Here is a 21,529-nt window from a genome sequence, read left to right on the forward strand (position 1 = left end):
TAGGGCGGCCGGGCGGGATCGACGCGGGCCTCCCCGGGGAGGCGAAGCGGTGCGAGGGGGCGCGTCCGGACCGGACGCGCCCCCTCGTGGTGCTGATACGCCTCCGCCTCCTCCGCCGTCTACAGCCGCTCGAAGTCGCCCGCGAGCGCCGAGGCGATCCGCAGGTGGGTCTCCGCCTCCCGGTGGCGGGCCTGCCGCTCCAGCGTGCGGCCCAGCATCAGCCGGGCGTACTGCTCCACCGGGTCCCGCTCGACGAGGAGGCGCAACTCGGCCTCGGCGCGGCGTAGTTGGGCCGAGTGGTAGTAGGCGCGGGCCAGCAGCAGCCGGGGGCCGGTCTGCTCCGGGACCTCCTCGACCAGCGGGCCGAGGACACGTGCGGCGGCGGCGTAGTCCTTGGCGTCGAAGAACATCCGGGCGCGCTCCCAGCGCTCGGCGGGTGTTCCGTGGTCGTAGTACGTGGTGTTCACCGGTGCCTCCTTCGAGGCGCACAACCCCCGCCTGCCGGTGACTATTCCACCGCCTTTCCTACGGCTTCCGCACCCGGCCTCGCGGCGGCGAGTTCCGCGTTGGCGCGCTCGGTGACGAGGGTCAGGACGCGACCGGCGGTCAGCAGGTCCTCGGTGGGGATGCCGGCGTAGATCCGGGCGGAGACGGGCGCGGTCTCGGCAGCCGACATGGTGAACGCCTCCCGTCCGGCGTCGGTGACCCTGAGGCGGGACGGTCGCTCCGGGTCCGTCTCCACCAGACCGGCGCAGAGCAACTCCTCGACGACGGCCCGTATGTCGGCCGGCTCGACCTTGAGGGAGCCGACGACCTGGTGCACGACTCCGTCCCGTTCGACGGGTCCGTCGGCGACCGCGAAGACCCGGAGGGCCACCGACTGCTGGAACGTCAGGCCGTGGCCGGCCAGCACGCGCTCCAGGACCGCGCGGCTCGCGTAGTGGGCGAGGGCGACGACCCGGCCGTCGACGGTGGGTGCGGTGGTGGTCATGACTGCTCCTTGTCGTGTGCGTGCTCGATGGAAGGGGTGAGCGGTACGTCGAGCAGGGTGGTCAGCTCGCGGGTGAACTGGTGGGTGCGGGCGGAGTCCAGGCCGCCGAGCGGTTCCAGCAGCTGTCGCAGCAGCCCCTGGACCACCTCGATCGCGCGCCGGGTCACGTCGCGCCCCTGCTCGGTGAGCGCCAATCGCACGGCACGGGGGTCGCGGGGGTCCCGGGCGCGTTCCAGCAGCCCGGCGCTCTCCAGGGCGCGGGCCAGTTTGGAGACGTACAGGGCTTCCAGGCCGGTGTGGTCCGCGAGTTCCCGCTGGCTCGGCCGCTGTCCGGTCCGGTGCATGCCGTACAAGGACGCGACCAGCGCGTACTGGGCGTGCGTCAGCCCCAGCGGAGCGACCGCGCGATCCACCGCGACCCGCCACTTCACCGACAGCCGCCAGACGAGAAAACCGGGCGTGGCGCCCTTGAAATCCGAACTCATCCAAATACCGTACATGGCTACTATAGTCATGGCTACTATTTCCCGGCGCGGCGGTGCATGCGCCGTGCAAGCCCCGTGCGATGCGTCGTGCGAGCCCTGTGCGATGCGCCGCGCGAGTCCCGGGACGGGCGGGCGGCTGTCGGGGGAGCTGACGGGGCTGGCTGACGGGGGACGGCTGACGGAGGGAGCCGGACGGGTCTAGGTTGTGCAGCATGAGCAATCTTGATCGCGAGGCGGTGCCCGCGGTGTGCGGTGGCCGGGGCTTCGTGGTGGCCGAGCCGGTACGTGAACTACTCAGCCCCCGCCGGGTGAAGCTCGGTGAGTCCACCGAGGTGCGGCGGCTGCTGCCCAACTTGGGCCGCCGCATGGTGGGCGCCTGGGCCTTCGTCGATCACTACGGTCCGGACGACATCGCCGACGAGCCCGGTATGCAGGTACCGCCGCACCCGCACATGGGCCTGCAGACGGTCAGTTGGCTGCACCAGGGCGAGGTGCTGCACCGTGACTCCACGGGCAGCCTGCAGACGATCCGGCCGCGCGAACTGGGCCTGATGACCTCCGGGAGGGCCATCAGCCACTCGGAGGAGAGCCCGACATCGCACGCCCGCTTCCTGCACGGCGCCCAGCTCTGGGTGGCGCTGCCGGACAGCCACCGCCACACCGACCCGCGCTTCGAGCACCACGCCGACCTGCCCGTCGTCACGGCCGCCGGCCTGAGCGCCACCCTCGTCCTCGGCTCCCTGGACGGCGCGACCTCGCCCGGCACGACCTTCACGCCGATCGTCGGCGCCGACCTCACGCTGGCCCCCGGCGCGGACGTCCGCCTCCCGCTCGAACCCGACTTCGAGTACGCCGTCCTCGCCATGGCCGGCGAGGCCCACGTCGACGGCGTCCCCGTCCTCCCCGGTTCGATGCTCTACCTCGGCTGCGGCCGCACCGAACTCCCCCTGCGCGCCGACTCGGACGCCTCCCTCATGCTCCTCGGCGGCGAGCCCTTCGAGGAGGAGCTGATCATGTTCTGGAACTGGATCGGACGGTCGCAGGAGGAGATCGAGCAGGCGCGCCAGGACTGGATGGAAGGGTCGCGGTTCGGTGAGGTGAAGGGGTACGACGGGGATCCGCTGCCCGCACCGGAACTGCCGCGGGTGTCGTTGAAACCGCGGGGAAGGGTGCGCTGACCTGCGGGAACGAGTCAGCTTAGCTGACCGTTGGGTGGAAGGCGGTCGAGGATTTCCTACTGCCTTCCAGCTGCCTACCGGAAGGCGTCTGAACAGCCGGCTGGGTCGAGCCGGTGCGGTTGGGCGATTCCACAGTGTGCGTGCCTGTGGGCAACTGTGGCAGGACTCTTGCTGACCTAATGCTGACTTTGCTGGACTCCGCCGGGTCTGGGACCTTGGTGTACGGGATGCGCCGGGCAGGGGCAGGTGGGAGCAGGCCGCGGCTGGCGGGCCCCGACGAACAGGGGCGCGGGCCGCTGGAGCTGACCGGCCTGGTCGCTGCCGTCGAGGTCTTCGCTGATGTTCCGACACCCGGTTCGCCGGAAGTCGCGGGCGGGACGTAGATCGGTGTCCGTGTCGGGCTGCCGTTCGGGGTGACCAACTGCCCGACCGCCTGATGGTCGGCGTGGCCGACGACTGGACGAGCGGCGTCCGACGCGTGCGAGGGGGCGCGGCTCCGGTGGCCAGGGCCGCGCCCTCTCGGTCAGGTCTGTGTCGGATCAGGCCGCGTCGCGGCGCTCACCGGTGCGTGCCTGCGCCCAGCAGGTCGGGCAGCGGGTTGACGAGACCACCGCTCGGCGACTGCCGCTGGGCGGAGGGCCCGGCCGGCCAGACCGCGGGGCAGTGGGTGCCCTTGCGGGGGGCCTTGAGGGTGATGAGGTAGGTGTCGATGGCGTCACGTGCGCACGGGCTCAGCCAGTAGTCGCCGTGGCCGGCACCGTCGTATGTGAGGAACACGGCCTCGCGGCCGATCTGACGGGCCGCGTTGGAGCCCCAGGAGTGTGGGGTGGCCACGTCGTAACGGCTGTTGGTCAGCAGGATCGGCGGGGTGCCGTCGACACGGAGCCGGTGCGGCGGGTTGGTCACCTCGGTCGGCCAGTCCTGGCAGCCGGTCAGGTCGGTCCAGGCGAGGGAGCTGAGCCGGGTGACGGGGGCAAGCCGGGCGAGCTTGCGCTCGTAGCGGGCGAGGGTGGCGTACGAGGACACGTCGAAGTCGTAGTCCTGGCACATCACCGGCAGATATCCGAACGGGGTCGGCTCGCCACGCTGCCGGAGCGTCTGTCCCGCGGCGGGGTCGGCGGCGTCCGTGTCGGCGAGGAACTGGGCGAAGTCGAACCAGGTGGCCGGGTCGTACATGTAGCCGAAGGCGACGCCCTGGAGATCCTGGGTGGTGACGGTGTAGGGCGGGTCGCCCGGCAGGACCAGCTCACCGGCCTCGGCGCGCTGGTAGAGCGAGTCGAACAGGGCGCGGGCGTCACGGTCGTGGAGCACACAGGACGGCGTACGGGCGCACCAGTCGGCGAACTGGCCGTACGACTCCTCCATCGCGACGGTTTCGGTCCTCTGGTAGTTCCACGTGTCCAGGCTGTGGTCCATGTTGGAGTCGAGCGTCATCGCGCGGACGCGGTGCGGATAGCGCTCGGCGTACTGCTGGCCGATCCCGGTCCCGTACGAGACGCCGTAGTAGCTGATCCGCTTCTCGTCGAGGCCGACGCGGATCGCCTCCATGTCGCGGATGACGCTCGCGGTGTCCATGTGGTCGACGAGCGGGCCGGTGAGGTCGCGGCAGTTCTCGCCGAGCGCGCGGTTCGCCTCACGGAGGGCCGCGAAGGACGAAGCGCTGTCCGGGTAGAGCAGCGCGCCCTGTGCGGCCACCCGGTCCTCGTCGCACATCACCGGGTTGCTGAGGCCGACGCCGCGGGGGTCGAAGCCCACGATGTCGAAACGCTCCAGCAGTTCGGGCGAGAAGGACTCGGGGGCGCTGAAAGCGAAGCCGACGCCGGAGCCGCCCGGGCCACCGGGGTTGATCAGCAGCGAGCCGATGCGGTGCTCGGGGTCGGTCGCCAGGTGGCGGGCGAGGGCCAGGTCGATGGTGGCGCCGCGCGGGCGCTTCCAGTCCACGGGAACCTCGACGGTGGCGCACTCGAAAGTGCCCTGGCCCGAGGGTGATTCACATGGTTCCCAGGCTATGCGCCCGGGCGACGGAGTCTTGGCCGAGGGTGCCGTGTCCGTGGGGGCGGCGACGGCGGTGCCGGCGAGCAGTTGGCCGAACAGCGCGGTGACCAGGGCTCCGACGGCCAGTCTTCGGCGCCCTCTCGAACGTGGAGTCAGTGGGGGGTTGAGTGGCACTGACGTTCCTCCATGGGGCAGTAGTTCACAGATGGATCACAGCATGTCCTGCAACGTGCTTGCAGAACAAGAAAAATGACGTTCCATCAGATGACCGGTGCAGGCAGTGCCGGTTGATGCCGTCGTTCACCCCGTCAGCGTGAGTGGTGTGTCGACGGAGCCCGCAACCACGTCGCCCTCGACCTCGGTCTGGACAGGGACGACCCGTCGACCTGCCTGGACGCGCTCACCGAAGGCGTCGAACTCCGTGTCGACCTCGGATTCATCGGTGATCGAGCCTTTGTCGACCACGCATCCTTCGGTACCTAGCCAGCCGTGGTGCAGAGTCCCGCCTACGCGACGACAAGGTCCGCACCATCCTCGACAACCCTTACCGGACGGGCGACCTCGCGGGCCTCGGGCGCCGTGAGGTCGTGGATTCAGGTGCCCTCGCCGTCCTGGGCGTCGACGTCGACAACGCCGCGCAGGCAGCCGAGTTGCTCGCGGAGAAGCACGCGCCCGGCCTCACCAGTCCGACCGCCCGGTAGGTCGTCATCGAGGCGGACGAGCCCGAGATCGAGGGCGGGGGCGACGGTGAGGCTCCGACCCTGCCGACGCCCGTACGGTGCACGATCCACCACCGGGCTCTGCGCGTCCGCGTACCCCGCCACCGTCCCGGCGTGCCCCGGACGAGGGCCTCATGGACTGGCGGCGACTGCGAAAGCCGGCGCTGAGTTGAGGTGCCGTCGGCCTTCCCCGGCACGAATCAGGGCGTCTTGGTAGCGGACCGCTTCGCGCTTTCGCTCCTGCTGGTGCCCGTGCTGCTCCGACCGGGCTCGGCGGGCACGTTCTTCCGCCCCGTGGCCATCCTCGGTGCCTGCGACCGTCCGCGAGGGAGCGGTGCAGGAACGTCTGCCCGAGCAGTCGACCCGCAGCCGGAAGGCACTCGTCGGTGCGACATACTCTCCCGATGAGTTCACGCACTTCCCCGATCAGCCGGCCGATCACGATACGGAGGGCCGTCGCGCGGGATGCCAAACGGCTCACGCGGCTCGTGCGTGGCTCAGGCGCCTACGAGGGTAAGTACGCGGCCGCAGTGGCGGGCTACACGGTCGGCCCTGATTACATCGAGGCCCACCGCGCCTTCGTGGCCGTCGGCGCCGACGAGCCTGGAGGCCGGGTCCTCGGGTTCTACTCGCTCGTTCTCGCGCCACCGGAGCTCGACCTGCTGTTCGTCGCCGACGAAGCGCAGGGACGGGGTATCGGACGGCTGCTCGTGGCGCACATGCAGTCCGAGGCCCGTGCCACCGGGCTCGACCGTGTCAAGGTCGTGTCGCATGTTCCCGCCGAGGACTTCTACCACCGTGTTGGTGCGGTGCGGACCGGGACCGCGTTCGCGAACCCGCCCGCCGTGCCGTGGGACCGTCCCGAATTCGAGTTTCGCATTCCTTCGGAATGACACGGTGTGCCGGTCGGCGGGGCGCCGGCTTCGTCTGCATGGTGGCCGGCATGCAGGAGCCGCTTGACGCCGCGCGCTCCGTGTGTGCCGTCGCCTCTGCCCTGGCGGGGTGATCGTGCCGGCGAGGGCCGGACCGCTGAGGTCGCGCGGCGGTGACGCGAGGTTTCTCGGAGCCGTCAGTGGACTCGCAGCATGTCGAGAGCCGTGAGGGCCACGTGCAGTTCGGTGCGCTGTGCGCCGGATTCGAGGTCACAGCCGAGGAGGCGTTCGATGGTGCGCAGGCGTTGGTAGAACGTTTCGCGCGACAGACCGCCGCGGCGGGCGGCGCTGGTTTTGTTGCCGGCCACGTCGAGGTAGTGGCGGAGGGTCGTCAGCAGGTCGGTGCCGTGCCGGGCGTCGTGATCGAGGAGTCGGCCGAGTCGTCGTTCGGCGTATTCCTGGATCCGGGTGTCCTCGCGGAGCGCGTACAGCAGGCGGCGCAGGTCGACATCGCGGAGTTCGTGGAAGGAGCGGCCCGGGGGGAGAGGCTGGTCGGGTGGGGTGGCCTCGGCCACGCGGCTCGCCTGGTGGAAGGAACGGGGAGTGTCGGTGAGATGGTCGACCTCCGAGCCGACGCTCACGACGGCCCGCGGGGAGAGGTCGCGCGCCACGTGGCTCAGCCGTTCGACCACGGGTTGCCAGGGGTGTGAGGGGCTCAGGGCGAGCAGTACTCCCAGGCGGCCGGGGTTCAGTTCGCCGATGAGTGCCGGGATTCCCGTGGCGCGCAGGGCTTGGGAGAGATGGGCCTCGGGGTGCGCTGTGCTGTCTGTCGCGGGGAGGTCCACCACGACCGTGAGGAAGCGGCTGTTCTCGGTGGGCAGGCCCAGTGCGGCCAGCCGGGCGCAGGCGTCCGCTGCGGAGCGGTGGCGCTGCTCGACGAGGTCGCGCAGGGCGTTGCGGTGAGCGGTGCTTTCCCAGGGGGTCGGGTGGGTGAGGCGCGCGACGGTCAGGGCCATCGCCGTCCTTTCCAGGACGGTGATGTGCTCCGGTCCGAAGGCCGGTTCGATGGTGGGGACGGGCAGCATGGTCACGCGGCCCCAACGTTCACCTTGATACTCGACCGATGCGGTGAGCCAGCCTTCCGGCCCGAGTCGGTTCGTGCGGTCGCCGGGCGGGGTCGCTCTGGAGCGCTGCTCCCAGTCGGTGAGCGCTTCCTCCAGGGTGGCGCCGGAGGGTTCGCAGATCAGTGCCTGGTGGACCAGATTCTCCAGGACGACCGTGCGGCCGCTCATCTCGGCTGCCGCGCGCATGACGTCCTCCGGTCCGGCGCCGCGCAGCGTCAGCGTGGTGAACGCCTCGTGGATGCGCTGGGTGCGGCGCATCGCCTCGGCCTGGTGGCCGAGGATGAGGCCGTGGACGACCTGGGTGACCTCGAGGAAGTTGACGTCCTTGGCGAGGGTGATCAGGGGCAGCCCGCGGGTGCGGCAGGCGTGGACGAGTGCGTCGGGCGGGCGGTGGTAGCGCCGTACGAGTTCGATGACCAGGGCGGCCGCCCCGATCCGCGCGAGTTCGTCGACATAGCGTTGGATGCCCGCGGACTCCTCGGGCAGGGGCATGCCGGTGGTCAGGACGAGTTCGCCGCCCTTGAGGAAGGACGCGGGATCCGTCAGCTCGGTGATGTGGACCCAGCGGACCGGCCGGTCGAGCAAGGTCACGCCGGTCACGACCTGGGGCCGGCCGGCGGCCAGGACGGGCAGAGCAAGGACGTCGGCGACGCTGAGGGCGCGGGCGGGCGGTGTGAGGTCCGGGCCGCCCATGTCCGGCGGTCGTGCCGTCGAACGGCTGTCGTTCACGGTGTCTCCATGGGGGTGCCCCGCCCGAGCGAAGCCGAGAGGGGGAGTGCCCGGTCACTGTGACAAGCCTCGCTGACCTGCGCAAGGGCAGTCCCGCCTCGGTGGGTGAGGCAGCGAGCGCCGCGTTTCCGGCCCGTGCTTGACAGAACGTCCGAACAGCGGGCCCGTACCGGACAGATCGCGCGTTGGCTCGCCGCCGGGCGGCGGAGATGCTCGGGATACCGCAGCAGACCGAACACCGAGGCCGGGAGACGAACATGACCGCACTGTCGCCGCACCTTCGCCAGGCCACGCCAGTGGTGGCGGTCCGGGGCGAGGGCGTCCACCTCTACGGTGAGGACGGCCGCCGCTACCTCGACTTCACCGCCGGCATCGGCGTCACCAGCACCGGCCACTGCCACCCGAAGGTCGTGGCGGCGGCGCAGGAGCAGGTGGGCACGCTCGTGCACGGCCAGTACACGACCGTCATGCACCAGCCGCTGCGACAGCTCGTCGAGAAGCTCGGCGAAGTGCTGCCGGCCGGCCTGGACAGCCTGTTCTTCACCAACTCCGGCAGCGAGGCCGTCGAGTCCGCGCTGCGCCTTGCCCGCCAGGCCACCGGCCGGCCGAACGTCATCGTGTGCCACGGCGGCTTCCACGGCCGTACGGTCGCCGCCGCCTCCATGACCACCTCCGGCACCCGCTTCCGGTCCGGCTTCTCCCCGCTGATGAGCGGTGTGGTCGTCACCCCGTTCCCGTCGGCCTACCGCTACGGCTGGGACGAGGAGACCGCGACCCGCTTCGCCCTGAAGGAGCTGGACTACACCCTCCAGACGATCTCCTCGCCCGCCGACACGGCCGCGATCATCGTCGAGCCGGTGCTCGGCGAGGGCGGCTACGTACCCGCCACCCGCGCGTTCATGGAAGGCCTGCGGGAGCGTGCGGACCGCCACGGCTTCCTGCTCATCCTCGACGAGGTGCAGACCGGCGTCGGCCGCACCGGCCGCTTCTGGGGCCACGACCACTTCGGCGTCACCCCGGACATCCTCGTCACCGCCAAGGGCCTGGCCAGCGGCTTTCCGCTGTCCGGGATCGCCGCCTCCGAGGAGCTGATGGCCAAGGCGTGGCCGGGCTCGCAGGGCGGCACGTACGGCGCCAACGCCGTGGCCTGCGCGGCGGCCGTCGCCACCCTCGACGTCGTACGCGACGAGAGGCTCGTCGAGAACGCCGAGGCCATGGGCAAGCGGCTGCGGCACGGCCTGGAGGCGGTGGCCGACCGGACGCCGGGCATCGGGGACGTGCGCGGCCTCGGGCTGATGCTGGCCACCGAGTTCGTCACCGAGGACGGCAGCCCCGACCCCGAGACCGCCGCCCGCGTGCAGCGCGCCGCGATCGACGAGGGCCTGCTCCTGCTGCTGTGCGGCGCCTGGAACCAGGTCGTGCGCATGATCCCGGCGCTCGTCATCGACGAGGCGGCGGTGGACGAGGGCCTCCAGGCGTGGGCGACCGCGGTGGAGGCCGGTACCTCAGGAGCATCGCCGCGATGAGCGAGAGCGTGGCGCGGTTGACGGCCCGCCTCACCGAGACGGCTCCCGGCCTGCGGGTGGAGTCCGGCCAGGGCGCCCTCGGCCAGTACGCCTACGACGCCTCCAACTACCGTGTCCCCCCGCAGGCTGTGGCCTTCCCCCGCGGCGCCGACGACGTGGTCGCGGTGTTGCGGGCCTGCAAGGAGACGGGCGTCCCCGTCACCGCGCGCGGCGGCGGGACCAGCATGGCCGGCAACGCGGTCGGGCCGGGCGTTGTCCTGGACTTCTCCCGGTACATGAACCGGATCCTGGACATCGACCCGGCGAGCGGGACCGCGCGTGTCGAGGCCGGAGTCGTCCTCGACGCGCTGCAGAGCGCGACCGCCCAGCACGGGCTCTCCTTCGGCCCCGACCCGTCCTCGCACAGCCGCTGCACGCTCGGCGGCATGATCGGCAACGACGCGTGCGGCAACCGGTCCGTGCGGCACGGGCGTACCAGCTCGCACATCGAGGCGCTGGAGATCGTGACGGCCGACGGCGTGCGCGCCGTCGCCGACCGCGCCGGACTGCACGCGGTGGACCCGCGGGACGCCGGAATCGTCGCCCGTCTCGAGGCGGACGTACGCCGTCTGATCGCGGACAACCTGGCGCCGATCCGTACCGAGCTGGGCCGCATTCCCCGTCAGGTCTCCGGCTATCAGCTGCACCACCTGCTGCCCGAGCACGGCTTCGACATGGCCCGCGCCCTGGTCGGCACCGAGGGCTCCTGTGCGGTCGTCACCGCCGCGACGGTCCGCTTGGTGGCGACCGCACAGGCTTCCACGCTTCTCACTCTCGGCTACGACGATGTCGTCGACGCGGCCGAGGACGTGTCGGAGATCCTGCGCTGGAACCCCACCGCCGTGGAGGGCATGGACGAGGCGATCGTCGCCACCATGCGCGCCCGCCGCGGCCCGGACTCCGTGACCGGACTGCCCGAAGGGCGGGCCTGGCTGTACGTCGAACTCGACGGCGACGACGAGGCCACGGTCAACACCCGCGCGGCCCAGCTCCTCGACGTGCTCAAGGCACAGGGCCGGATGACCGGCGGGCGGGTCGTGCAGAGCGCGGCCGAACGGCGCTCCCTGTGGCGAGTCCGCGAAGACGGGGCCGGCCTGGCCGCCCGCCTCGTCGACGGTGGGGAGGCCTGGCCCGGCTGGGAGGACTCGGCGGTCGCGCCCGAGAACCTCGCCGGCTATCTGCGGGACTTCCGCGAGCTGCTCGCCTCCCATGTCCTCACCGGAGTGATGTACGGGCACTTCGGCGCGGGGTGCGTCCATGTGCGCATCGACTTCGACCTCGCGACGGACGTGGGCCGCACTGCCGCCCGCCGCTTCCTGCACGAGGCGGCCGCCCTGGTCGTCGCACACGGCGGGACCCTGTCCGGCGAGCACGGCGACGGGCGGGCGCGCGGTGAGCTGCTGGAGGTCATGTACAGCCACCGCATGATCCGGGCCTTCACCGCCTTCAAGGATGTGTTCGACCCCGACGGGCTGCTCAACCCGGGCGTGATCGTGGCCCCGGCTCCGCTCGACGCCGATCTCGCGCTGCACCAGATCCAGCCCCTGGCGACGGAGTTCTCCTTCCCGCATGACGAGGACGGCTTCGCGGGCGCGGTACGCCGCTGCGTCGGAGTGGGCCGCTGCCGCAGCGACGCGGGCGGTGTGATGTGCCCGAGCTACCGGGCCACCGGGGAGGAGACCGACTCCACCCGGGGCCGGGCCCGACTCCTTCAGGAGATGGTGCGGGGTGACCTCGTCCAGGACGGCTGGCGCTCGACGGAGGTACGGGACGCCCTCGATCTGTGTCTGTCCTGCAAGGCGTGCTCCAGCGACTGCCCGGTCGGCGTCGACATGGCCACGTACAAGGCGGAGTTCCTGCACCAGCACTACAAGGGCAGGATCCGGCCCCGCTCCCACTACTCGCTGGGCTGGCTGCCGCTGACCTCGGCCCTGGCCGGATTCGCCGCCCGCCCCCTCAACGCGCTGCTGCGCGGACCGGTCGGCAAGCTGCTCGCCCGGCTGGGAGGGGTGACCACGAAGCGCCGGATCCCGGCCTTCGCCTCCCGGCACGCGCTTCGCCGGGTCCTGCGCGGTGCGAGGACCGGCGAACCGGCGAAGGCGCTGCTCTTCGTCGACAGCTTCACCCGTGCCTTCCGCCCCGAGGTGGCGGGCGCCGCGAGCCGCGTGCTCGCCGACGCGGGAATCCCCTGCACGGCTCAGGACGGCCTGTGCTGTGGCCTGACCTGGGTCAGCACCGGCCAGCTGTCCGTCGCCCGCCGCATCATGGCCCGTACGGTCGCCCACCTCGACAACGGTGACGAGCGGCCCATCATCGTGGCCGAACCCAGCTGCGCCGCCGCACTCAAACGCGACGTGCCCGAGCTCCTCGGCACGGACGCCGCCCGTCGGGTCGCGGAGCGCGTCCACACCTTCACCGGCGCCCTGACCGACCTGGCCGCCCCCGACTGGACGCCCCCCGAGCTGCCGGCCGACGTCGTCCTGCAGACCCACTGCCACGAGTACGCCACCTTCAAGGGCAGCCGCCCCTCCGACCTGCTGCGCCAATGGGGTGTGGTCAAGGTCGACGAGGCCGAGGGCTGCTGCGGGCTCGCCGGGAACTTCGGCTTCGAGGCCCAGCACTACGACACCTCGATGGCCGTCGCCGACCTGGCCCTGAAGCCACGCCTCGACGGCATCTCCGCCATCGAAGGAGACACGCCGACCGTCGTCGTCGCGGACGGCTTCAGCTGCGCCACCCAGATCGACCACCTCGCCGGAGACCGGGGCGTCCGCGCCCTGCACCTCGCGGAACTCCTCGACCCTGCCGCCGATCAGACCGTTCAACCAGGAGAGACGTCATGACCGACACACCCACGCAGTTGTTCATCGGCGGTGCCTGGGCGGACGCCGCGGACGGCGCCACCATGCCCGTGGACGACCCCGCGACCGGTGAGATCATCGCGCACGTCGCCGACGCGGGCGCCAAGGACGCCCAGCGCGCCGAGGAGGCCGCCGTCCAGGCGCAGGAGGAGTGGGCCCGTACGGCGCCCCGGGTGCGCAGCGAGATCCTGCGCCGGGCGTACGAGATCATCGTCGAGCGCACCGACGAGCTGGCCCACCTGATGACGGCCGAGATGGGCAAGCCCCTGGCCGAGGCCAGGGGAGAGGTGGCGTACGCGGCCGAGTTCTTCCGCTGGTTCTCCGAGGAGGCGGTGCGTATCGACGGCGGTCACGGCGTCCTGCCCGACGGCCGCAACCGCATGCTGCTCTCCCGCCGCCCGGTCGGCCCCTGTCTGCTGATCACCCCGTGGAACTTCCCGCTGGCCATGGGCACCCGCAAGATCGGCCCGGCGATCGCCGCCGGCTGCACGATGATCCTCAAGCCGGCCCCGCAGACGCCTCTGTCCAGCCTGGCTCTCGCCGCGATCCTCAAGGAGGCCGGGCTGCCGGACGGCGTGCTCAACGTCGTCACCACCTCCCGTGCGGGGGAGGTGTGCGAACCGCTCCTGCGCGGCGGGCGGATTCGCAAGCTGTCCTTCACCGGCTCCACCAACGTGGGACGCCTGCTGCTCGCGCAGAGCGCGGAGGCGGTCGTGCGGACGTCGATGGAGCTGGGCGGGAACGCGCCGTTCGTCGTCTTCGAGGACGCCGACCTGGACAAGGCGGTCGACGGCGCGATGGTCGCCAAGATGCGCAACATGGGCGAGGCCTGCACCGCCGCCAACCGCTTCTTCGTCCACACCTCCGTGGCGGAGGAGTTCGGGCGGCGCCTGGCCGAGCGCATGGGCGCGCTGGTCGTGGGCCCCGGCACCCGGGACGGCGTCGACGTCGGCCCGCTGATCGACCGGACCGGACGGGCCAAGGTCGAGGAACTGGTGGCCGACGCGGTGGAGCGCGGCGCCCGGGTGCTCGTCGGCGGCCGTACGCCCGAGGGGCCGGGCTGCTTCTACCCGCCGACCGTGCTCACCGGCGTCGCCTCCGACAGTCGGCTGATGGACACGGAGATCTTCGGCCCGGTCGCGGCGATCCTCACCTTCGACGACGAGGACGAGGTGATCCGCCGGGCCAACGACACCCCCTGGGGCCTCGTCGGCTACGTCTTCACCGAGGGCCTGGACCGCGCCCTGCGGGTCAGCGAGCGGCTGGAGGTCGGCATGGTCGGCGTCAACACCGGCCTCGTCTCCAACCCGGCCGCCCCCTTCGGCGGTGTCAAGCAGTCCGGGCTCGGCCGCGAGGGCGGCCGGGTCGGGCTCGACGAGTTCCTGGAGTACCAGTACCTCGCGGTGCCTGTGCGATGACGGCGGTCCTGCCCTGACCTACGCCGCATCGCGCACCGCGCGGGCCACGCCGTGCCCGGCCGCTCTGTCCTCCTGGCCGGGCACGGGGAGGGCCCTGCCTCGCGGCGGGCGGGCCGGGCCGAAGGCGCCCTCAGCGCAGGTGGCGTGCGGTGATCTCCGCCGCCGTCTCGGTCACCAGTCGCCCCAGCTCCGCGAGCCGACCGGGCTCGAAGCGTGAATCAGGCAGGGAGACGGCCACGGCGGCCAGCGGGACGCCCTCACCGTCCAGGACGGGTGCGGCGATGGCGCAGATCCCCTGGAGGTACTGGTTGTGGTTGACGGCGTAGCCACGCTCCCTGACCCGCTGGAGTTCCGTGCGCAGGTCCTCGGCGTCGGTGATGGTGTCCTCGCCGTACCCCTCGAACGTGCCCGTCGCGAACTCGTCGACCTCGGGACGCGGGAGCTGGGCGAGGATCGCGTGCCCGGTGGCCGTGGCGTGCAGGGGTGAGGTGTCGCCGATGGTGTGGAAGGTGCGTACGGGATGGTCGCAGTCGACGCGGTCGACGACGACCATGCTGTGCAGTGCGTCGGGCACCGAGAGGTGGATGGTCTCGTTCACCGTGTCCCGGAGGCGGATCATGGGTTCGCGGGCGGCGGCGAACAGGCTGGAGCCCTGCAGGGCGGCGGGCCGTACGGCCAGCACCCGGGCGCCGATCTCCCAGCGGGTGGTGTCCCTGCGGTTCGCGCGCAGCCAGCCCGCCTCCGCCAGGGTGACCAGGGTGCGCTGCACGGTCGACTTCGGCAGGCCGAAGAGTTTCGTCAACTCGCCCACGGTGACCGGCTGGTGCCGGGCGACCGCCTCCAGGATGCGCAGTGACCTGATGACGCTCTTCATTTCCATCCGGGGCCCCATCAGTCGCTTGGCTTGGTCACTCACCTTCGACTCCCTCCCCGGAGTCGCGGGCATGATTCATGCCGCATTCTAGCATGGTGTTCCACCATGCGGCATGGAGGTGTATGGGGCCCCCTGGCCTGCCCGGTGATGAGCGGCGGGCGTTCGCCTCTGCCCCTCGTCGCGCCGTGCCGCGCGGCGGCCGCCCCGGGCCCGACACCCCCCGTCGGGCCCGGGGTGACGGCTGCCCTGACACGCGGCGAGGGCCGGCTTGCACGCTTCGACGCGTGCGAGCCGGCCCTCTCCGGTCGGGGCCTTCTTGGGCCACCACCTTCCGTCAGCCGCCCAGTAGGCGTCCGCTGATCTCCTCTGCCGCGCCGGTCACGAGGCCACCCCACTCGGGCTCCCGTGTCACGTCGTACCGGGAGTCGGGCATCGAGATGGCCACGGCGGCCAACGGTGTCCCGCTCTCGTCGAGCACGGGTGCGGCGAGGGCGCAGACGCCCGGCCGGTACTGGTTCCGGTTGATCGCGTAGCCCTCGGCGCGGATCCGGTCCAGTTCGGCGCGCAGCTCGTCGGGGTCGGCGGGGGTCGTGTCGCTGAAGCGCTCCAGGCCCTGGGCGACGACTTCCTCGACGTCCTGCTTCGGAAGCTGGGCGAGGATCGCGCGCCCGGTGGCCGTGGCGTGCAGGGGTGAGGTGTCGCCGATGGTGTGGAAGGTGCGTACGGGATGGTCGCAGTCGACGCGGTCGACGACGACCATGCTGTGCAGTGCGTCGGGCACCGAGAGGTGGATGGTCTCGTTCACCGTGTCCCGGAGGCGGATCATGGGTTCGCGGGCGGCGGCGAACAGGCTGGAGCCCTGCAGGGCGGCGGGCCGTACGGCCAGCACCCGGGCGCCGATCTCCCAGCGGGTGGTGTCCCTGCGGTTCGCGCGCAGCCAGCCCGCCTCCGCCAGGGTGACCAGGGTGCGCTGCACGGTCGACTTCGGCAGGCCGAAGAGTTTCGTCAACTCCCCGACGGTGACCGGCTGATGCTGGGCGACCGCTTCCAGAACCCGCAGCGATCTCGTGACGCTCTTCATTTCCATCCGGTTTCCCCCCGTTAATCCGCGGAATTTCTGCTGGACACCTCTTGACTCCTCCCCTGGCCACTGTCATTCTCGTGCCAGATTCTAGCACAGCATTCCACAATGTGGCACGGCCCAACGGGAGATCCCGAAAAGGTGGGCCGGTATCGCGAGACACGGCGGCTGTGAGCCGAGAGCCCGACAACAGGGCCCGGCCCCCGTCCAAACCGCCTCGAATCGATCAGTCTCACGTCGGGCGCTCAGCATGCGCCTCGGCGATACGAAAGGAAAGTCCTGTGTCAGCTGCCAGGAAGCGCGTCGCCGTCATCGGCGTCGGAACGATGGGCAGCCAGGCCGCCTGGCGGCTGGCGGCCCGAGGTGCCGAGGTCGTCGGGTACGACCGGTTCGCCCCCGGCCACGACCGCGGTGCCGCGGGCGGTGAGACCCGGATCTTCCGCAGCGCGCACTTCGAGGACTCCCGCTACGTCCCGCTGCTCAAGCACGCCGACGTCCTGTGGGAGCGACTGCAGCAGGAGACCGGCCGTGAGCTGCGCCGGCTGACCGGATGTCTGCTGATGGGGCCGACCGATCACCACCAGATGGCCACCGTCCTGGAGTCCATCGCGGAGCACGACCTCGACCACGAGGTGCTGGATGCCGAGCTTCTGGCGAAACGTTTCCCCCAGTATCGCATCGAGGACGGCGACGCGGCCGTGCTCGACCGCCGCGCCGGTTTCATCCGCCCCGAGCTGACCATCCAGAGCGCCGCCCGCCGCGCCGAGCAGCTGGGCGCGGTGATCCACCGCTACAGCACGGTCCGCGACATCGTCCCCGTCGCGGGCGGCGTCGAGATCCGCACCGACGCCGGCAGCGAGCGCTTCGACACCGCCGTCGTCACCCCCGGCCCCTGGGTCAACGACCTGCTGCCCGACCTGCCGTGGGAGGTGGACGTCCGCCGCCTGGTCAGCGCCTGGTACGTGCCGACCGCCCCCGAGGCCTGGTTCGGTGAGGAGCGCCCGGCGTTCATCCGCACGGCACCCACCCACTGCTACGGCCTGCCCTCCCCGGACGGCATCTCGGTCAAGCTCGGCCTCTCCCGCGCCCTGCACCAGCCCGCGGGCGACCCCAACCAGCTGGACAGGACGGTGCAGCCCGAGGAGCTGGAGATCTTCTCCGAGCTGATCGGGCGTCACATGCCGGACCTGCACCCGGACCCGACCCGGCTCTCCGTCTACATGGAGGGCTACACCGAGAGCAGCCGCCCCCTGGTCGGCCCCCTGCCCGGCGCCGAGAACGTGATCCTGCTCGCCGGCTTCTCCGGCCACGGCTTCAAGCTCTCGCCCGCCTTCGGCGACATCGCCGCCGACCTGGCTCTGGACGGCACCTCGCCCCAGCCCATCGACTTCCTCTCCACCGTCGGCCGTACGGAGGCATGACCATGAACGACACCACCCTCTCCGTCGGCTCCATCGAGGCCCAGCCCGGCACCAAGGTCCGCGGCACCGTCCGGGTCGACCTCGGCACCGTCACCACGGACATCCCGCTGACCCTGGTCAACGGCTCCCGCCCCGGCCCCCGGGTCGTCATCACCGCGGGCGTCCACGGCGGCGAGTTCACGCCCATCGACGCCGTCGTACGACTGGCGGACAGGCTGGAACCCGGCCAGGTGCACGGGCAGGTGATCATCTGCCCCGTCGCCAACCCGCCCGCCGTGTACGAGGGCCGGCTCAACATCTCCCCGGTCGACGGCGTGAACCTCAACCGCGTCTTCCCCGGCGACCCGGCCGGCGGCCCCACCGAGCGGCTGGCCGCCTGGCTCTTCACCCACCTGGTCGACGGCGCCGACGTCTACGTCGACCTGCACTGCGGCGGCATCGACCAGGTCCTGCGGGACTTCGTCGGCTACCGCCTCACCGGTGACCCGGACCTCGACAAGGCCACGGGCGAACTGGCAGGCTCCTTCGGCATCGAGGACGTCATCCTCGGACTGAAGGCCGACGGCGGCAACAGCCACGCGGCCGCCGCCCGCCGGGGTATCTCGGCGGTCCTGGTCGAGGTCGGCTCACTCGGACAGCGGGACGAGCCCACGGCCCTCCGCCGCGTCGACGGACTCCTCACGGCACTGCGCCACCTGGGCGTCCTCGACCACGAAGGCGCCGCCCCGGCGCCGGTCCGCACCTGGGTCTGGTCCGCCGGCGTCACCGCCGAGGCCACCGGCCTGTGGTACCCGGAGTTCTCCTTCGACGCCGACGTCATCGGCGAAGTGGCCGAAGGCGACCTCCTGGGCCACATCGTCGACCCGGCCGACGGCACGGAGCACACGGTCCACGCCCCGGCCGGCGGACGCATCTTCTACGGCATGCACGGCCTCACCGTCGCCCCCGGCGCCGAACTCGCCGCCCTCGCCGTTCCGTGGGACCCCGACACGGCCGCGCGGACCGACACCCTCCGGACGCCCGGTGTGGGCGCCGGGTCCGACGAGGCGGGCCCCCGCGCCTAGACCACCGTTCCCACCATCCCCCTTTCCACGTCCCCAGCCGCCCCTCTTCTCACGGCCGCACCACCAGGAGGCACACGATGAAAGAAGCCCGGATAGACCGCAGACTGTTCCTGCGAGGAATAGGCGGGGTCACGGCGGGCGTCGCCGCCGCGACCACCCTCTCCGCCTGCGGCACCGGCACCAGCCGGTCCGTCGGCGGCAGCGGCGGCAAGAGCGGCAAGACGGTGGTCGTCCGCGACAGCGGCGGTTCCTACGGCGCGGCCCTCCAGAAGGCGATCTACACGCCGTTCACCCAGGAGACCGGGATCGCCGTCAAGGTGCTCAACGTGGACGACGCCCCGCTGCTCGCCCAGATCAAGCAGGGCCGCCCGCAGTGCGACCTCATCAACAACTCGATGATGTCCCACAACAAGTACGTCAAGCAGGACGCGCTGGAGGCGCTGGACCCCGACCGGCTCAAGAGCCTGAAGAGCGCGAAGATCCCCGAGGCCCAGATCACCGACCATGCGATCGGCCACAGCTTCTACGGGCAGTGCATCGCGTACCGCACGGACGCGTTCGGCGGCGCCAAGCCGGAGTCGTGGGCGGACTTCTTCGACACCAAGGCGTTCAAGGGCGGCCGGTCGATGTGCAGCCCGTCCGGTGACCTGCCGGAGCTGGAGTTCGCGCTGCTGGCCGACGGCGTTCCCATGGACAAGCTGTACCCGCTGGACGTGGACCGTGCCTTCAAGGCGCTGACCCGGCTGCGAGGCGACATCAAGAAGTTCTGGGACAGCGGCCCGCTCCCCGGTGTGCTGCTCAGCCGCCAGGAAGTGACGATGTCCACCGTCTGGGACGGCCGGATCGCCGATCTGGAGAAGCAGGGCGTTCCGGTGACCCGGCAGCTGAACGGCATGCGCCGTCAGTTCTCGGGCTACGCCATCGCCAAGGACGCGGCCCACGTGGACAACGCCTACCTGCTGATGGATTTCGCGCTGCGCGCGGAGAGCCAGGCCGCCCTGGCGAAGGCGTTCCCGTCGAACCCGTCCTCCCCCCTGGCCTACGCCAAGCTCACCGAGAACGAGCGCAACGCGCTCGCGGGTGCGCCGAAGTACTACGACAAGGGCTTCGACGCGGACGTCGACTGGTGGCTGAAGAACGAACCGGCCGTCACCAAGCGCTGGCTGGAGTGGGCTCGTGGCTGAATTCGGTATCGCCACACCGTCCGTCAAGGTGGCCGGCAACAAGTCGGCCACCGCGACCGGCAAGTCGCTGTCGGTGGTGGCTCTGCGCAAGACCTACGGCGACGTCGTCGCCGTCGACGAGGCGTCCATGGAGATCGCGGCCGGGGAGTTCGTCACTTTCCTCGGCTCCTCGGGGTCGGGCAAGACCACGACGCTGATGATGATCGCCGGGTTCTGCGAACCCGACTCCGGCACCATCTCCGTCGGGGACCGTGACGTCACCCGCCTCGCCCCGCAGAGGCGGAACCTGGGTTTCGTCTTCCAGCAGTACCTGCTCTTCCCTCACATGACCGTGAGCGAGAACGTCGCTTTCCCGCTGACGCTGCGCGGGGTGGGCAAGGACGAGATCCGCCGCCGGGTGGGCGAGACGCTGGAGATCGCGGGCCTGTCGGGGTTCGGCGGCCGTAAACCGCGTGAGCTGTCCGGTGGTCAGCAGCAGCGTGTGGCCTTGTGCCGGGCGCTGGTCTACCGCCCCCCGGTCATCCTCATGGACGAACCGCTCGGCGCCCTGGACAAGAAGCTCCGCGACCAGCTCCAGGTCGAGATCAAGACCATCCAGCAGGAACTCGGCCTGACCGTCATCTACGTGACGCACGATCAGGAAGAGGCGCTGGTCATGTCGGACCGCATCGCGGTGATGCGCAACGGCCTGATCGAGCAGTTCGACACCCCCCGCGAGCTCTTCGAACGGCCGAGGACGCCGTTCGTCGCGGACTTCCTCGGCGCGGCCAACTTCCTGCCCGGCCGCGTGGAGCGGCACGACGGCGAGCACACCCTCGTCCGCCTGGACAGGTCCGGCGGCTTGCTGAAGGCGCGCCGTCACCAGCTGGCCCTGGGTACGCAGGTGAAGGTCGCTGTGCAGCCGGGCCGGCTGCGGGCCGTCGCCACCGACGACGGGTTCTGTACCGGCACGGTCGAGATGGCCACCTACGTGGGCACCCTGGTCCGCGCGGGGGTGCGCATCGACGGCAAGGAGGCGCCGCTGCTGCGGCTGGAGGTCCCGGCCGGCCGTGGCCCGGTCGCCGGTGAGCGGGTCGGGATCTCCGCCGACCCCGAGGACGTCAACCTCTTCGCCGACGAACAGGGAGGGTGAGCCATGGCAGCCACCCTCACCGCGGGCGCTCCCGCCCGTCCGCGCAAGCTCCTGGCCTCGCGCCGGACCCGGGTCGGGATCCTGTACGCGCTGCCGGTCGTGGTCTATCTGCTGGTGCTGTTCGTCTACCCGATCTTCAGCACGCTGCTGCTGAGCCTGAAGGACGCCGACGGCTCGTTCACCCTGCACTGGTACGCCGACGCCCTGACCGGGGTGAATCTGTCGGTGCTGTTCACCACGCTGCGGATCTCCGCCGAAACGGCCGTGCTCAGCCTGGTCTTCGGGTTCGTCCTGGCCCAGGCGATCACCCGGCTGAAGCCGGTGTGGGCGGGCCTGGCGATGCTGGTCGTGGTCGTCCCGCACTTCGTGTCCGCCCTGGTGCGCACCTACGGCTGGATCATCATGCTCGGCGACAAGGGCCTGGTGAACGAAACCCTGGCGTGGGCCCCGGGGGCGCCCTACCAGCTGCTCTACAACGAACTCGGCGTCGTCATCGGCACCACCTCGATGATGCTCCCCTACACGGTGCTGCTCCTTTATGGGGTGATGCGAGGGGTGGACCGGCGGCTGCTGGCGGCCGCGTCGAGCATGGGCGCGGGCAAGGTGACGATCTTCCGCCGGGTCTATCTGCCGCTGGTCGCGCCTGGCCTGGCCAGTGCCGGCCTGCTCAGTTTCATCCTGTCACTGGGGTACTACATCACCCCGGCCCTGATGGGCGGACCCAACCAGACGATGATCGCCACCCTCATCAACCAGCAGGTGACGAAGGAGAACCAGTGGAACGGGGCGGCCGCGCAGGGCGTCATCCTGCTGGTCCTCACCCTGGCCGGACTGCT

General features: G+C 71.1%; 17 protein-coding genes and 1 pseudogene. 11 read left to right on the forward strand and 7 right to left on the reverse strand.

Annotated features, from left to right (window positions below):
• Positions 1-119 precede the first annotated feature (119 nt).
• From ACWCRJ_RS36605 to ACWCRJ_RS36615, 3 genes are read right to left on the reverse strand one after another with little or no spacing between them, the layout of a single operon-like run.
• Positions 120-467: a tetratricopeptide repeat protein gene (locus ACWCRJ_RS36605; RefSeq protein WP_450943326.1), complete on the reverse strand. Its 348-nt coding sequence runs from the start codon at positions 465-467 to the stop codon at positions 120-122.
• A gap of 41 nt (positions 468-508) precedes the next feature.
• A complete protein-coding gene (locus ACWCRJ_RS36610; protein ID WP_450943327.1) occupies positions 509-991 on the reverse strand; it encodes a MarR family transcriptional regulator in 483 nt (160 codons plus the stop codon).
• On the reverse strand, positions 988-1,476 hold the full coding sequence (locus ACWCRJ_RS36615) for a MarR family winged helix-turn-helix transcriptional regulator (RefSeq protein WP_450943328.1): 489 nt from the start codon (positions 1,474-1,476) through the stop codon (positions 988-990). Before ACWCRJ_RS36615 ends, ACWCRJ_RS36610 begins: the two co-directional genes overlap by 4 nt.
• A gap of 212 nt (positions 1,477-1,688) precedes the next feature.
• Between ACWCRJ_RS36615 and ACWCRJ_RS36620 the strand changes: the two genes are divergently transcribed.
• On the forward strand, positions 1,689-2,654 hold the full coding sequence (locus tag ACWCRJ_RS36620; protein ID WP_450943329.1) for a pirin family protein: 966 nt from the start codon (positions 1,689-1,691) through the stop codon (positions 2,652-2,654).
• Between the two features lie 558 nt (positions 2,655-3,212).
• Here ACWCRJ_RS36620 and ACWCRJ_RS36625 read toward each other — a convergent pair.
• The gene (locus ACWCRJ_RS36625; protein WP_450943330.1) at positions 3,213-4,823 is read right to left on the reverse strand and encodes an alpha/beta hydrolase; all 1,611 of its coding nucleotides are present in this window, start codon (positions 4,821-4,823) and stop codon (positions 3,213-3,215) included.
• A gap of 156 nt (positions 4,824-4,979) precedes the next feature.
• On the opposite strand from ACWCRJ_RS36625, the pseudogene ACWCRJ_RS36630 reads away from it, so the two are divergent.
• Both ACWCRJ_RS36630 and ACWCRJ_RS36635 read left to right on the forward strand, forming a co-directional pair.
• Positions 4,980-5,541 (forward strand): annotated as a pseudogene (locus ACWCRJ_RS36630) (diacylglycerol kinase); the annotation flags it as partial.
• Positions 5,542-5,772: 231 nt separating this feature from the next.
• Positions 5,773-6,261, forward strand: a complete 489-nt coding sequence (locus tag ACWCRJ_RS36635) for a GNAT family N-acetyltransferase (RefSeq protein WP_450943331.1) — start codon at positions 5,773-5,775, stop codon at positions 6,259-6,261.
• A 176-nt stretch (positions 6,262-6,437) separates the two neighbouring features.
• On the opposite strand, the gene ACWCRJ_RS36640 is transcribed toward ACWCRJ_RS36635, so the two are convergent.
• The gene (locus ACWCRJ_RS36640; protein WP_450943342.1) at positions 6,438-8,057 is read right to left on the reverse strand and encodes a PucR family transcriptional regulator; all 1,620 of its coding nucleotides are present in this window, start codon (positions 8,055-8,057) and stop codon (positions 6,438-6,440) included.
• Between the two features lie 293 nt (positions 8,058-8,350).
• Here ACWCRJ_RS36640 and ACWCRJ_RS36645 point away from each other — a divergent pair, with 293 nt between their 5' ends.
• From ACWCRJ_RS36645 to ACWCRJ_RS36655, 3 genes are read left to right on the forward strand one after another with little or no spacing between them, the layout of a single operon-like run.
• Positions 8,351-9,619, forward strand: coding sequence for an aspartate aminotransferase family protein (locus tag ACWCRJ_RS36645; RefSeq protein WP_450943332.1), 1,269 nt, complete (start codon positions 8,351-8,353; stop codon positions 9,617-9,619).
• Entirely contained in the window at positions 9,616-12,501 is a 2,886-nt protein-coding gene (locus ACWCRJ_RS36650; protein WP_450943333.1) for an FAD-binding and (Fe-S)-binding domain-containing protein, read from the forward strand. Before ACWCRJ_RS36645 ends, ACWCRJ_RS36650 begins: the two co-directional genes overlap by 4 nt.
• Positions 12,498-13,937, forward strand: coding sequence for an NAD-dependent succinate-semialdehyde dehydrogenase (locus tag ACWCRJ_RS36655; RefSeq protein ID WP_450943334.1), 1,440 nt, complete (start codon positions 12,498-12,500; stop codon positions 13,935-13,937). The genes ACWCRJ_RS36650 and ACWCRJ_RS36655 overlap by 4 nt, the downstream gene beginning before the upstream one ends.
• Positions 13,938-14,067: 130 nt before the next feature.
• On the opposite strand, the gene ACWCRJ_RS36660 is transcribed toward ACWCRJ_RS36655, so the two are convergent.
• Both ACWCRJ_RS36660 and ACWCRJ_RS36665 read right to left on the reverse strand, forming a co-directional pair.
• Complete coding sequence (locus ACWCRJ_RS36660; protein ID WP_450943343.1) at positions 14,068-14,811, reverse strand: IclR family transcriptional regulator; 744 nt, start codon at positions 14,809-14,811, stop codon at positions 14,068-14,070.
• A 334-nt stretch (positions 14,812-15,145) separates the two neighbouring features.
• The gene (locus ACWCRJ_RS36665) at positions 15,146-15,892 is read right to left on the reverse strand and encodes an IclR family transcriptional regulator (protein ID WP_450943344.1); all 747 of its coding nucleotides are present in this window, start codon (positions 15,890-15,892) and stop codon (positions 15,146-15,148) included.
• Positions 15,893-16,173: 281 nt separating this feature from the next.
• Here ACWCRJ_RS36665 and solA point away from each other — a divergent pair, with 281 nt between their 5' ends.
• The 5 genes from solA to ACWCRJ_RS36690 form a co-directional block, all read left to right on the forward strand.
• Positions 16,174-17,313, forward strand: coding sequence for an N-methyl-L-tryptophan oxidase (gene solA, locus ACWCRJ_RS36670; RefSeq protein ID WP_450943335.1), 1,140 nt, complete (start codon positions 16,174-16,176; stop codon positions 17,311-17,313).
• Positions 17,314-17,315: 2 nt separating this feature from the next.
• The gene (locus ACWCRJ_RS36675) at positions 17,316-18,377 is read left to right on the forward strand and encodes an ethanolamine utilization protein EutE (protein ID WP_450943336.1); all 1,062 of its coding nucleotides are present in this window, start codon (positions 17,316-17,318) and stop codon (positions 18,375-18,377) included.
• 77 nt (positions 18,378-18,454) lie between these two features.
• A complete protein-coding gene (locus ACWCRJ_RS36680; RefSeq protein WP_450943337.1) occupies positions 18,455-19,561 on the forward strand; it encodes an extracellular solute-binding protein in 1,107 nt (368 codons plus the stop codon).
• Positions 19,554-20,693 (forward strand): ABC transporter ATP-binding protein, encoded by a 1,140-nt coding sequence (locus tag ACWCRJ_RS36685; RefSeq protein ID WP_450943338.1) that lies wholly within the window; start codon positions 19,554-19,556, stop codon positions 20,691-20,693. Before ACWCRJ_RS36680 ends, ACWCRJ_RS36685 begins: the two co-directional genes overlap by 8 nt.
• Before the next feature lie 3 nt (positions 20,694-20,696).
• Positions 20,697-21,529: ABC transporter permease (locus tag ACWCRJ_RS36690; RefSeq protein WP_450943339.1), on the forward strand; the 833-nt coding region annotated here is incomplete at its 3' end.

The organism is Streptomyces sp. NPDC002324 (assembly GCF_053593335.1).